Origin of the sequence: Parvibaculum sp., assembly GCF_049651025.1 — a bacterium.
In the GTDB taxonomy this organism is placed as follows: domain Bacteria; phylum Pseudomonadota; class Alphaproteobacteria; order Parvibaculales; family Parvibaculaceae; genus Parvibaculum.
In genome coordinates this window covers 18945-31123 of sequence record NZ_JBASBH010000058.1, presented here as the reverse complement: position 1 = coordinate 31123, position 12179 = coordinate 18945, and the positions used below count along the sequence as shown (strand labels likewise).

12 protein-coding genes are annotated in these 12179 nt (G+C 61.1%); 8 read left to right on the top strand and 4 right to left on the bottom strand.

The features are described 5' to 3' along the window. Position 1: 1 nt before the first annotated feature. Entirely contained in the window at positions 2-1345 is a 1344-nt protein-coding gene (locus WA943_RS07395) for a glycerate kinase type-2 family protein (RefSeq protein WP_424469220.1), read from the bottom strand. A gap of 16 nt (positions 1346-1361) precedes the next feature. Between WA943_RS07395 and WA943_RS07390 the strand changes: the two genes are divergently transcribed. From WA943_RS07390 to WA943_RS07365, 6 genes are all read left to right on the top strand, one after another. Next, complete coding sequence (locus WA943_RS07390; protein WP_424469219.1) at positions 1362-2171, top strand: N-formylglutamate amidohydrolase; 810 nt, start codon at positions 1362-1364, stop codon at positions 2169-2171. Positions 2172-2181: 10 nt separating this feature from the next. Next, positions 2182-2484 carry a DUF1244 domain-containing protein gene (locus tag WA943_RS07385; RefSeq protein WP_424469218.1) on the top strand — a complete coding sequence of 101 codons (303 nt, stop codon included), beginning with the start codon at positions 2182-2184 and terminating at the stop codon, positions 2482-2484. Positions 2485-2592: 108 nt separating this feature from the next. After that, positions 2593-2859: a DUF2312 domain-containing protein gene (locus WA943_RS07380; protein ID WP_424469217.1), complete on the top strand. Its 267-nt coding sequence runs from the start codon at positions 2593-2595 to the stop codon at positions 2857-2859. Between the two features lie 243 nt (positions 2860-3102). Further along, a complete protein-coding gene (locus tag WA943_RS07375; protein WP_424469216.1) occupies positions 3103-3753 on the top strand; it encodes a ricin-type beta-trefoil lectin domain protein in 651 nt (216 codons plus the stop codon). Positions 3754-3773: 20 nt separating this feature from the next. After that, positions 3774-4226: a DUF3592 domain-containing protein gene (locus WA943_RS07370; protein ID WP_424469215.1), complete on the top strand. Its 453-nt coding sequence runs from the start codon at positions 3774-3776 to the stop codon at positions 4224-4226. A gap of 82 nt (positions 4227-4308) precedes the next feature. Continuing rightward, on the top strand, positions 4309-5085 hold the full coding sequence (locus WA943_RS07365) for a hypothetical protein (RefSeq protein WP_424469214.1): 777 nt from the start codon (positions 4309-4311) through the stop codon (positions 5083-5085). On the opposite strand, the gene WA943_RS07360 is transcribed toward WA943_RS07365, so the two are convergent. After that, entirely contained in the window at positions 5082-6314 is a 1233-nt protein-coding gene (locus WA943_RS07360) for an AI-2E family transporter (RefSeq protein ID WP_424469213.1), read from the bottom strand. The two genes, WA943_RS07365 and WA943_RS07360, sit on opposite strands and share 4 nt — an antisense overlap. Then, positions 6311-6499, bottom strand: a complete 189-nt coding sequence (locus WA943_RS07355; RefSeq protein WP_424469212.1) for a hypothetical protein — start codon at positions 6497-6499, stop codon at positions 6311-6313. The genes WA943_RS07360 and WA943_RS07355 overlap by 4 nt, the downstream gene beginning before the upstream one ends. Positions 6500-6756: 257 nt before the next feature. Between WA943_RS07355 and WA943_RS07350 the strand changes: the two genes are divergently transcribed. Both WA943_RS07350 and WA943_RS07345 read left to right on the top strand, forming a co-directional pair. Then, positions 6757-9210 carry an HWE histidine kinase domain-containing protein gene (locus WA943_RS07350; RefSeq protein ID WP_424469245.1) on the top strand — a complete coding sequence of 818 codons (2454 nt, stop codon included), beginning with the start codon at positions 6757-6759 and terminating at the stop codon, positions 9208-9210. A 95-nt stretch (positions 9211-9305) separates the two neighbouring features. Next, complete coding sequence (locus WA943_RS07345; protein WP_424469211.1) at positions 9306-10115, top strand: PRC-barrel domain-containing protein; 810 nt, start codon at positions 9306-9308, stop codon at positions 10113-10115. 302 nt (positions 10116-10417) lie between these two features. Here the strand turns inward: WA943_RS07345 and WA943_RS07340 are convergent, their stop codons facing one another. Next, on the bottom strand, positions 10418-12106 hold the full coding sequence (locus tag WA943_RS07340) for a sensor histidine kinase (RefSeq protein WP_424469210.1): 1689 nt from the start codon (positions 12104-12106) through the stop codon (positions 10418-10420). Positions 12107-12179 lie beyond the last annotated feature (73 nt).

Genomic DNA, 12179 nt, shown 5'->3' with positions numbered 1-12179 from the left:
CTTATGCGTTATCTCGTGCGGCAGGTCTTTCTACCAGAATGACACGGAAATCGTTCACATTCGTGAAAGTCGGCCCCGTTTGTACGAGATCGCCAAGGCTTGCGAAGAAATGCCCTGAATCATGCGTGGCAAGGGCGGCCTGCGGGTCAAGGCCGAGCGCATGGGCGCGGGCGAGGGTGTCGGGGAGGATGAGTGCGCCTGCGGGGTCGTCTGCAACGCCCGAACCGCCGTCTATGCCGTCCGTGTCGCCTGCGAGCGCCGCAATGCCCGGCGCGCCATTCAGCGCCAGCGCGAGGGCCAGCGCATATTCCTGATTGCGCCCGCCGGGGTTTGCGCTTCTGGCGGCGAAGGTAACGGTGGTTTCGCCGCCTGAAAGGATGGCGAGTTTTTGACCGGCGGCCCTTGCTTCAAGTGCGAGGCGCGCATGATCGGCTGCGACGTCGCGCGCTTCGCCCTCCACCTTGTCGCCGAGGTCGATCACGTCATACCCATGCGCCTTTGCGATAGCGGCTGCGGCCTTCAGCGATCCCGCGCCGCTGGCGATGAGTTCAAAGCTTGCGTGGGCAAAAGCCGCGTCGCCGGGCTTCGGGCCTTCCGGTGAGGTGTCCAGCGCGTGAAGGATATGCTCGCCCGCATCGATGTGAAATTTCCGCAAAATGCGCAATGCGTCCTCGCGCGTCGTCGGATCGGCGACGGTCGGGCCGGATGCGATGACGGCGGGGTCGTCGCCCGCCACGTCGGAGATCGCCAGCGTCAGCGACGGTGCGGGCGCGATCGCCTTTGCAAGCCGCCCGCCCTTGATGCGTGAGAGATGTTTGCGCAGGCAATTGATGTCGGCAATCGGTGCGCCGGATGCGAGGAGCGCTCGTGTCAGTGCGCGTTTGTCGTCGAGCGTCACGCCGTCGATGGGCAAGGTCGCGAGCGCCGAGCCGCCGCCCGAAATCAGCACCAATGCGAAATCGTTCGGGTCGAGGTCGTTTGCCATTTGCAGAATGCGGGCGCTTGCGGCGACGCCATTGGCGTCGGGCACGGGGTGGCCCGCTTCGATGACTTCGATGTGGCGCGTCGGGCGGCCATGTCCGTAGCGCGTAAGGGCGATGCCTTGCAGAACGACGTCGGGGAAATGCGCCGCGTAATAGGCTTCGGCGGCTGCTGCCATGGCGGCTGCCGCCTTGCCGATGGCGAAGACCGTCAGGCGGCCCCTGGGAGGGGGCGGCAGGTGCCGGGCGAGAATGGCATCGGGCAATGCCGCGTGAATGGCCGCCTCAAAGAGGTTTTTGAGAAGCGCGCGTGTGTCTGGAAAGCTTGCGGGCATGTCGGGAAGCATTCTCGGCCTGTCGGTCATTGGGTATAGTGCGCCCATGCAGTCTATGTCACGCGAAGGCGATCTTCCCTTCGAACTCATCAATCCCGAGGGCGAGCCCCGATTTCTCGTCATTTGCGACCATGCATCGAACGCCTTGCCGCCGGGGTATGGCTCGCTCGGTCTCAATGCTGGCGAGTTCTCGCGCCATATCGCTTATGACATCGGCGCGGGCGCGGTGTCGCGGCTGCTTGCCGACAAGCTCGGCTGCCCGGCGGTTCTCGCGCGGTTCTCGCGGCTTCTCATCGATCTCAATCGCGGGGCCGACGATCCGACGCTGGTGATGAAGCTTTCCGATGGCGCGATCATTCCGGCAAACCGCAATGTCGATGCCTTTCAGGACGCGGCCGAGTTTGCGCATCGTCTCGCGCATTTTTACGAGCCCTATCACGCAGCGGTTGCGGGGGCCGTATCGCGGGCGCGCGCGGCAGGCGCCGTTCCGGCGATCCTCTCCATTCACAGTTTCACCCCGGTCTGGCGCGGAAAGGCGCGGCCCTGGCATGCGGGCATATTGTGGGATCGCGATGACAGGTTGCCGATGCCGCTGCTTCAAGCCCTGCGTCAGGAGCCGGGTCTCGTTATCGGCGACAATGAGCCATACTCTGGCGAGTTGAAGGGCGACTGCCTATATCGGCATGGAACGCAGAACGGCTTGCCGCATGCGCTGGTCGAGATTCGGCAGGATCTCATCGCCGATGCGCGCGGGCAGGAAGAATGGGCGGAGCGTCTGGCGCGATTGATTACGCGCATCGCGGTTCTGCCTGCATTGCATGAAATACGTCATTACGGCTCGCATGCCGATGAGTGAGGAGAGCGACATGGACAAGACCACGCAGAGCGAACTTGAGGCCGCGGCCTTTCGCCGCCTCGTTGCGCATCTTGGCGCGCGCACGGACGTCCAGAATATCGATCTGATGATCCATGGCGGCTTCTGCCGCAACTGCCTTGCCGACTGGTACGCGCAAGCGGCGGAGGCAAAAGGCCTCTCTATGACCAAGGATGAGGCGCGCGAAACGATTTACGGCATGCCCTTTGCCCAATGGAAGGCGAAGTATCAGCCCGAGGCGACGCCCGAGCAGCTTGCCGCTTTTGAAGCCGCGCAGAAGAAGGCGCATGGCTGAGCGCCGGTAATATCCACAGCTTTGTTAAGCATCTATATTGCCGCCCGGCCCCCACGCCGATAGGGTCTGCCACCCACCACCCTGTTGATTGAATTGGAGCGACGCATCATGGCGGACGGCAATATTCCTTTGAATAATGGCGGCGTTGCGCATGATCAGCTTCGCTCGGTCATTGAGCGCATCGAACGTCTCGAAGAAGAAAAGGCCGCGACCTCGGCTGACATCAAGGAAGTCTACGCGGAAGCCAAGGCAAATGGTTTCGATACGAAGACGCTGCGTCAGGTCGTGCGCATTCGCAAGCAGGACAAGGCTGAGCGCCAGGAGCAGGAAGCCATTCTCGAGCTTTACCTGCACGCGCTCGGCATGATCGAGTAGCTCACAGCTTGTTTGCCGCACCCCCATTTGAGGGTGTGCGGTCTCATAAATTTCAAAGCGCCGGCCCTCAAGGCTGGCGTTTTTGTTTTGTGAAGCGGCGTTGCAAATCGGCCCGGCACCCCCTTATCATGGCTCTGATTGCCGTCGCTCAATTAAAGTCCGTAGACGGAACATATTCCCTACGTTAGCATCAGATCGAATCAGTTCTGTTGCAAACGCAAACGTAAGTTTTTTGGGGGTAATATGTTCCGGTATATTCTGGCTGCCAGCGCTGCAGTATTGCTGAGCGCCTCATTCATCCAGCCCGCAAATGCGGAAGTCATGGCCAGCGGTCACAAGGCCGGGCAATGTCTGGATATGAGAAACGGCGTGGAAGCCATTCTTTGGTCCTGCCACGGCGCGGGCAATCAGAGCTTTGCTTTCCGCAGCGGCAGCTATGGCGAATTGCTGGTCGGCGGTCGCTGCCTTTCGACCACGGGCGGCGCAGGCTCAGGGATCGTTGCCGGTTCGTGCAACGGATCGCGTGGCCAGAAATGGACGATCACCAGCGCAGGCGCTCTTCGCAATGAAGAAGGCTGGTGCGCCGATGTGGAGCGCGGCGGCGGTCAGGGTTCGCGCGTGATCGCATGGCAGTGCTCTGGTTCATCCAATCAGCGCTGGGGTTTTTCCCGTTTCGTTTCCGCCGTGCAGGCTGCATCGCAGGGTTTGCTGAGTTCGTCTGCCGTGAGCGCAGCTAGCGGCGCGCGGGCTGGCTCCGTGATCAATTCCAATGGCGTGGTTTCGGCGGGCGGTGCCAATGCTGTTGCCGCAGGCGGCGCCAATGTCGTCGCCGCGGGTGGCGGCAATATTCTGGTGCCCATGGTCGGTGTCGTCGCGGCTGGCGGCCTGAACTAGAAGCACCTGAGGGCATCATCATGGGAGAACTTATCCTGATCGCGGCACTCGCCGTGACCGCCACCGGCTGGTTTTTTTATCTTCGTGCACGGAGCAAAGCCGGGAAGGCGGGAAATTGGCCGGTGGTCGATGGCGTCGTGACCGTCAGCGAGGTCGTGCACAAGGTTGAAACCAGCTCCGACAACAGCAGTCAGGACGTTTACTACGTCCAGCCGTCTTATACCTATGAAGTCGGCGGCAAGGGCCTCACAGGCACGCGCCTGAGCTTCGGCGCTGCGAACCGGTTCGACGATCGACAAAAAGCCGAGGAGATCGTTGCTCGTTACCCGGTCGGGGCGCGTGTGCAGGTACATTACAACCCGGACAAGCCTGCCGAATGCACGCTGGAAACGACACTCCCGTCACTGGTGTCGCCGCTTACCGCCACGCTGGCGGGTGCCGTCATCGCCTATGTAGGCGTCGGCTTCATCTAGCTTCGATCGGTGCAGTCGGTTCAACGCTTAATGTCATTTTCGAAGGCCAATGATGAAGTTGTTTGCAGAAGGAAGAACGCGGATGGGGATAGCGCGGCAGGTTGCGTTCGCGGCCATGCTGTCGCTGTGTCTGCCCGCAGCGGCGGAAGCGGTTGCGCTCGCACCGAATAGTGGCGCGATGACGCTTTCCGGCATTGTGGATACCGGCGGCGGTGCGGGAGGGAAGTTCTTCATCTCCGCGACGCTCAAGGGCGGAGATTTCACCGGGACCATGCGTGTGAGCGTTGGCGGGCAGTCTTTCGAGGCGGCGCTCATGCCATCGCGGAGCTATTTCGAGAACGGCAAGTGCTACTTCCGCGCCGAGAGCGGCCGGGCGCGCGCCGAGATCGGCGGCCCATGCGATAGCGCGTCGATCAAGGGCCGCTTTGAAGCCTTCCTGCCGGGAGAGGGCATGATGGGCGGCTCGGCGGAAGGACAGGTGCAGCTTGCCGGCGGCTCCGCGCCTGCTGCCGCTGCAACGGGCGTTCTGCCCAAGGTCAAACTCACTTGCGCCTATCAAGACCGCAAGATCGGCGTGGGCCTCGGCAAGCCGACGGAATACAGCCTCGCCTATAGCAACATGGTCTCGCTGGTCGTCAGCCCATCGGGAAAATATACGGCGGGAAAGAGCGGCGGCCAGTTTACCCGTGACGGCGACAAGATACGCCTTACCTCGGGAACTTGGGCTGGCGCGGTCGGCACGCTGGAGGCTGACCGTTCAGGCCGCCCTGCGGTTGTATTTCATATCGAAGAGAATCGGCGGCCTGACGGCGTTCATATCGTCGATCCCTACACGACGCGTTGCACGCAGGCGCGCTAGGCGGCCGGTCGGCGGCTGCGTTCCTCGGTCACGTCGGCGGGCTTTTGCCGCGTGCCTGTCTGGAGGCGAATTCTCAATCGCATCACGATCAAGCGCCAGCCTTCTGAGGCTGGCGCTTTCGTTTGCAGCGGTGCCGGGTTCTGATATTCGGCGGCAAGAAGCATGGCGACGAAACGCATGGAGGGGACGCGGCAGGCGACCGTATGCAGCAGGATCAGCATGGGCACGGCCACGAGCGCACCGAGCGGACCCCAGAGCGCCACGAGCAGCGACACGCCGACGAAGATTGCGAACGGATTGATGACGATGCGTTTCGACAGCAGCCAGGGCTGGACGAAATTGGCTTCGAGCGTGTGGATGATCAGCAGAATGGCGGGCGGTAGAGCACCGGCGAAAAAAGTATCCTCCGTCGCAAAGCTCACCAGCGCGCAGGCGATGATGATGGCTGCCGGTCCCATGATGGGGATGAAGTTGAGTAGGCCATAAGCAAGGCCCCAGAGCACGGCGCCGCTGATATCGAGCGCCATGAAGGTACCCGCTGTCAGAAGTGCGAGACAGACATTGATCGATGCGAGCACGAAGAGATAGCGCGAGACGGAGGCGCGCACGTCCCGGATGATCCTTGCCACTCGCAGCCGATCGGAAAGATTCGTTGGCAACATGATCAGGCGTTCGCGATAGGTCGCGCGGAAGACCAGCAGAAAGAGCGTCAGGATGATGACATAGAATGTCGTCGCCAAAGCGCCGGGTGTCGCTGTCGCGACTGCTTCGATCATGTTGGGTCGGGGTGTGACGAGCGTCGGCACCGTGCGCTGGCCGCCCATGCGGCCGATTTCGCGCGTCACGGCATCGACGGCGCGGAAGGATTTCTGTAGCGGCGCGAGTTTTTCCTGAAGTGCGCGCACAAAATCCGGCGCGTGTTTCAGCCAGTCGCTCACTCCCGGAATGACGATCATCACCAACGTACCGATGATGCAGGCGGCCAGTATCGTGACCAGGCTTGCGGCGGCCCAGGGCGGCAAGCGAAGATTGTCTTCGAGCGAGCCTACGACCGGCGCGAGGACCAGCGCCAGAATGACCGCGAATGACGTCGGCAAAAGCACGGTCTGAGCGATGCTCATGCTCCAGACGCTCGCAATGACAACCAGAATGATGAGGCAGAACCGGATTGCGGAAAGCTCGCCGCGTCCGTTTGAAATCCGAGTGGTGGGCGGGAGCAGGGCGCTCATCGCGCGTCGGCGCGCAAGGCATCGGCCGTGGCATCCTTGCCTTTCTCCGCCGATTTCGTCGTTGCTTCAATCATGTCGACCTCTGCGTAAATGCTCCAGCCGGAACCGGAACTCAAATTATGCGGCAGCGCCGCGTTCCTGAAATTGAGAGCCGCGCGATCCGCCAGAGGTCGGGGCGGGGCCATGCCGACCGGCTTCGCTTGCTGTCACGCTGGATCAACGCCGCGTATCGTCGGCGGTTCCGCGATGGCTCAGATAAAAGCGGCTCTTGCCACCGTTTCGCCGCGCCCCTGTGTTGAGGCGGAGTGGCAGGAGTGGTTTGTGTGTCCGTGGGCACGATTCAACAGTTGCTTATTTCGCCTCACCATCCTGTAATTTGAATTTCGCGTTTGCCTGAACAGTGCGCGGCTCTATTTGAGGTCGCAGTCGTGAGGAACGGACAATAGAGACAATCGATGCTGTTCAGCCCCATGGTGCGCTTCTCGTCTTGCGACTTCCCGAATGGGTGGTCACGCATGCCAGCGAGAGCCTTCAGCCTATTTTCGGTGCTGATGCGCAAGCAGTGATCGGCCGCCCTCTCAGTGAGTTGATGTCGCGTCACACAATTCACCGTCTGCGAAATATTTTGCAGTTCGTTATGGCCAATGGCGAGCCGGAACGGCTGATGAACCTCGCCATGGGGTACAAGCGCGAGCGTTTCGATCTCGCTCTTTACGCCGACCAGTCTCGCGCGGTTATCGAGATCAAGCCGCGCCAGCCCGGCCAGAAAAGCGCCGACGATGCGTTTTTTCTTCTCCGCGCAATGCGTGCTCGCGTGCGAAGCGCGACGTCGCCGATGGATGTTTGCGTTCGCGCCGCGCGGCAATCGCGTTCACTGACCGGATTTGATCGCGTCGGCATCTTCCGCTTTCGTGAAGACGGCACGAGCGAGATCGTCGCCGACGAGCACCGCAGCGACGGCGCGTCGAGCAGCGGGCTTCTTTACGGCGTCAACGAGACGAATATGCTGGCGCGCGATCTCGTGAAGGGCGCGCGTTTCGCCTATATCCCGGACACGAGTTATGTTCCTTCGCCCATTATGCCCGGGCCTGTGGCGCAGGGTGAATTGCACGGCTTGAATGCGCTCGGTCTGCAATGCATCTCGCCTGCTCATGCGGCTTACCTTCAACAATGCGGCATCGGCTCGGTCTTTGCGCTTCCGATAGGTCCGATCGACGCGCCATGGGGCGGCATGGTTTGCGTGAATGCAGAGCCGCGCTTCATCCCCTTCGAGACGCGAGGCGCCATCGAGTTTTTCGTGAACGGCATCGCGCTGCAAATCGGCCTTCTTGGCGCGGCTGAAACTTTCGGCACGCATATGACGGCCCGCAAGGCGCGCAGCGAGGTTCTGATCGATCCCGCGCTCGAGATAGACCCTGAAGAAAATCTTCAGGGCTTCGCCGACGCGCTGGGACGACATGTCGCCTTTGACGGCATCGGCTATTGGAACGGGCGCGGATTTGCCGCGGCCGGGCAAGTGCCCTCGCCGGATGCGGTGCACGGTCTGATTGCGAAACTCGATGCGGTGGCGTCGGTCGTCCAGTCGCATGACGATCTCGGCGTGTCGGCCGAAGGCGGCGGCCTGACGGGTCTTGGCGGTGTGCTTGCCGTCAGGCTTGGCCGACAGCCGAACAGCTATCTGATGCTGTTCCGCAAGGAGACGGTCCGTCCGGTCCGCTGGGCTCAGCCGGGGCAGCTCGCGCCGGTTCGCGAAGAGATGGAAAGCGGCCGCTCGCTTCCCTGGAGCCGCGTCGATGTCGAGGTCGCACATTCCCTGCGCTCCCTTCTCCTCGATCTCAAGCTGCGGCGTCTCGATCGCGATGAGGAAGACAATTCCGTCGCGTTGCATCGTCAGGAGTTTTTGATCAAGGAACTCAACCATCGGATCAAGAATCTTCTGGCGCTGTTCCAGTCTCTGGTCGCCAAGACCGCCGAAACATCGGACACGCTTGAGGGATTTGTCGAGACTTTGGCCGGGCGCGTGCGCTCGCTTGCGCTGGCGCATGATCAGATAAACGGTCACGGCGTTTCGAGCGTGCCGCTGCGCTCGCTGGTCGAAGCTGAAGTGGCGCCCTATCTGACGTCGCAAACCGCGATCGAGATCGAAGGCCCCGATATCGCCTTTTCCTCCCACGCATTTGCGGTGGTCGCTCTCGTCATGCATGAGCTTGCGACGAATGCCGCCAAATATGGTGCGCTCAGTCAGGCATCTGGAAAACTCGCTGTGCGCTGGGCGCGCAACGAAGATGGCGCGGTTCGTCTCGATTGGCGCGAGCATTGCGTTGCGCCGATCTCGCCACCGAAGCGGCGCGGCTTCGGCTCGACCGTTGTGGAGCGCATGATCCCCTTCGAGTTGAGAGGGGCCGTCAATCTGGATTATCTGACGCACGGCCTGTCGGCCACGTTCAAAATCCCTTCGGAGTTTGTCGAGGATCAGTTGGTCGATGTGGCGCAGCCACGACGCCCGATATTGTCGCCCGAGGTTTTTACGGCGGATCACGCGCTGCGTGCGCTCGTGGTCGAGGACAATATGATCATCGCCCTTGAGGCGGAAGACATGTTGCGCCGCCTTGGATTTTCGCATGTCGATATTGCCGCGCGGTGCGAGGATGCGCGGTCCTTTCTCGGTGAGGGTGCTTTCGACATTGTCGTTCTCGACGTTAACCTCGGCGGTGAAACCTCATTTCCGCTTGCTGAGCAGTTGGCGAAGGCCGGCACGCCATATTTCTTTGCAACGGGCTATGGCGAGCAGAGCATCATTCCCGATCATTTTTCGCATGTGCCGATTGTCGCCAAGCCATATTCCGAGGCGAGCCTTTCTGCCGCCTTGTCGCAATATCTCGGCAGGTGTGGTTGAGCGAGTTTGAGCTTTCGCCGTTTCGCTGCGGAACAATATTTTTCAGGCATCGTTAAACCTTCGACAGTTCCGTTAATGATCGAAGGAGATTGAAAATGAAACGCCTTCTTGCAGGGACAGCATTGCTGACCGTCTGTATGCCGATGATGGTTTACGCTGCAGGCGCCGATAATATTGCTCCTCCCGTGTCGCCTGATGCGGCATCGCGCGTGCAGGCTGCGCCGGAGGGTGCGAAATCGGCGCTTTCGCCGGATGTCATCACGCATGAGAGCGGTGTCGATGTCATTTCGGCTGATGCATTGAGCGCCTATTACCTCAATGGTGCCGATGTCGCAGGCCCCGACGGCAAAAGCATCGCCAAGATAAATGATGTCGTGTTCGACGATGCCTGGCATGCGCAGCGCGCAATCATCGCGGTTGGCGGCGTTGCGGGCATCGGCGCGAAGAATGTCGGTGTCGATTTTTCCAGCCTCGGCTGGTCCGGTCACGATGTCAAAAAGCCGGTCGTAAAGGTCGATATGAATGAGGATGGCCTCAAGGCGCTGCCGGCCGTCGACAAGGACAAGATCGGTTCGGGGCAGGTGCTTGCCAGCTCGCTGCTCGGCCATAAGGTCAAGCTTCAGGATGGCGACGAGACCGCGAGGATTTCGGATCTGATCCTCGACAGAAACGGCGTTGCGCGTTACGCGGCCATCGATTTCGGCGGCGTTCTCGGCGTCGGCGACAAGCGCGTCGCGGTTGCCTTTAACAAGCTCGGCACGTTCACCAAGGATCGGCCGATCACACTGCAGGACACCAAGGCGGGTTTGTCGGCCGCACCGGCCTTCGTCTATTCGATCGACGAATCCACAGCTTCGGTTGTTTCGACGCCGGACAGAGACGCGGGCTCGCCCGCCACGCATTGACGCCTCGTGGAGTGGTGTGAGTTTTAGCGAGGAAGCGCCTGCCGACCATGTCGGCGGGCGCTTTTTTGCGCGCCTTCCGACGTGGACAGGCTGCCGCCAGGGCGGGCTAAAACTCGTGTTTTACGGGAGGGTCCGGAATGAACCCCGACCTGGCACGGGGGGGCACGGGGGGACGATAAATGCCGGGTCGGGGTTTTTCAGCGGCCCCAAAGGGGCTCGCCAAAATTCAATCACGCATTCCGAACACTGATAAAACGCCGATGCGCGTAATAGGTTCCCGAAAATCCGTCACTCGACAAAATTTAGTGAAGCGAGGGCGAAATGTTTGGAATCGTTACCTGAATAGCCGTCCCGTCTTCGTTGATCTGCTGCACGCCGCCAAGTTGGCGCACAAGACCCGCTAAAAGATTGAGACCATTGCGCCTGGCCGGGGCTTCACCCTGAGCGGGTTCAAATAAACGCTTGTCGGCCTGCACGATGAGAATGCCGCCGGTTCCAGCCTTGCGGATCTCGATGCGAATATGGCCGGGGATAGGGCTGCCATTACGGCGCAACGTCGCCTCGCCGATGATTTCCGTAATGAGAAAGGCAAGCGGCACGGCAATATCGGCGGAAGCGGACAGCTCGTCGGCATCGGCCTCAAAAAGGGGCAGCGGATCGATATCGCCCATGGCCTGTTCCGTCGCCGCGCATAAATCCGTCAGCAGCGCTTTCAGCCTGACGGAGCGCATGTCGTCGCCCTGATAGATTGCACCATGCACAAGGCCAAGCGCTGTCACGCGCCTCTGAACCTCGGTGAAGGTCGCCACTTCAGACGGGGTTTCCGCGCGCCAGCTCTGCAGGTTCATCAGGCTGTTGATGATCTGCAGATTGTTGCGCACGCGGTGGTGCACTTCGCGCGTCAGGGCTTTCTGGTGCGACACGGCTTCGCGCAGCGCGTCGTCGCGGGCGGCAATCGTATCGGCCATGTCGTTGAATGTCGCCGCGAGCAGCTGCACCTCGCCGGGCAGATCGTCGACGTCGAGTATGCGTGAGCGCGTGTCGCCCGCCGTATAGGCCGCCATGCCACGACGAATTCGAAGCAGCGGCCTGGTGACGAAATATCCTATCGCGAAGGCCGTGATCGCCAGCGCCGCGAGCCACATCAGCAGCGCGGAGCCGATATTGCTGTAGAGAAGAAAGTGGGCAGGGTCGCCGATCGATGCTGTGGGCATTCCATAGACGGCGAACATCTCGCCCGCCAGCGGCACAAGCACGTAACGCCGTTCAATGCCGTCATTTCCGTATCCGTCAAAGATGCCCGATGCCGTGCTGCTCGGCTGCTTGTCGAGAAAGCCGGTGGGCAGCCAGTTTTCTGTGGGCACCTGATTTGAACGCTGCACCAGCGCGTTGCCCTTATGGTCGAGTACGACCATGGCGCCGCCTTCGGGGAGGCTTATGTCGCGCATCGGTTGTTCAAGGGCGCTCAGCTTGATCATGACGACCAGCACATGCCGGACATTGTTTCCCGCATCGAAAAGGGGCGCGGCGGCCGCGATGCTCGGTTCGGCGCCAAGGCCCGGGTCCGCCGCGCTGATCGCGAAAGACTGGCCGTTCAGGACGGATTGAAACCAGGCCGGGAAAGGCGCCGCGACAGCGCCCTGACTGCCCTGCGCAATGCATTGCACCGCGCCGTCGGGCGCGAGCATGGCGATGTTGGTGAAGTCTGAATATTGGGAGAGCAGCCTTGCGAGGTTCTCGCCGCATTGGGCTTTCGCCGTATCGGGCGGCAAGACGGCAATGGCGCCCAGCAGATTTTTCGCGCGATTGATGATCGCTTCTTCGCGACGAAGAACCTGTTCGCCTTCGCCGACCACGCTGGTGACGATCTGGGTGCGATAGTGCTGATAGCCGATATAAGCGTTCGCCAGGGCGATCGCGGCAATCGGAAGCAGCGTGAAGCTGAGGAGAAACAGGAGCCTCGCGCGGAGCGACTTTAGTTGTGCACGCATAAGAAAACGCCCCTTTCGGGGGGTAGTGGAAATTCGTTCATGCAGCTAGGTGCGGAAATATGCTTCGCGTTTC

Bases quoted from the DNA above. Each gene is read 5' to 3' on its own strand.
- WA943_RS07375 (WP_424469216.1), top strand. From the start codon at position 3,103: ATGTTCCGGTATATTCTGGCTGCCAGCGCTGCAGTATTGCTGAGCGCC.
- WA943_RS07390 (WP_424469219.1), top strand. From the start codon at position 1,362: ATGCAGTCTATGTCACGCGAAGGCGATCTTCCCTTCGAACTCATCAAT.
- WA943_RS07380 (WP_424469217.1), top strand. From the start codon at position 2,593: ATGGCGGACGGCAATATTCCTTTGAATAATGGCGGCGTTGCGCATGAT.
- WA943_RS07340 (WP_424469210.1), bottom strand. From the start codon at position 12,106: ATGCGTGCACAACTAAAGTCGCTCCGCGCGAGGCTCCTGTTTCTCCTC.
- WA943_RS07355 (WP_424469212.1), bottom strand. From the start codon at position 6,499: ATGGCCCCGCCCCGACCTCTGGCGGATCGCGCGGCTCTCAATTTCAGG.
- WA943_RS07365 (WP_424469214.1), top strand. From the start codon at position 4,309: ATGGGGATAGCGCGGCAGGTTGCGTTCGCGGCCATGCTGTCGCTGTGT.
- WA943_RS07385 (WP_424469218.1), top strand. From the start codon at position 2,182: ATGGACAAGACCACGCAGAGCGAACTTGAGGCCGCGGCCTTTCGCCGC.
- WA943_RS07395 (WP_424469220.1), bottom strand. From the start codon at position 1,345: ATGACCGACAGGCCGAGAATGCTTCCCGACATGCCCGCAAGCTTTCCA.
- WA943_RS07360 (WP_424469213.1), bottom strand. From the start codon at position 6,314: ATGAGCGCCCTGCTCCCGCCCACCACTCGGATTTCAAACGGACGCGGC.
- WA943_RS07370 (WP_424469215.1), top strand. From the start codon at position 3,774: ATGGGAGAACTTATCCTGATCGCGGCACTCGCCGTGACCGCCACCGGC.
- WA943_RS07345 (WP_424469211.1), top strand. From the start codon at position 9,306: ATGAAACGCCTTCTTGCAGGGACAGCATTGCTGACCGTCTGTATGCCG.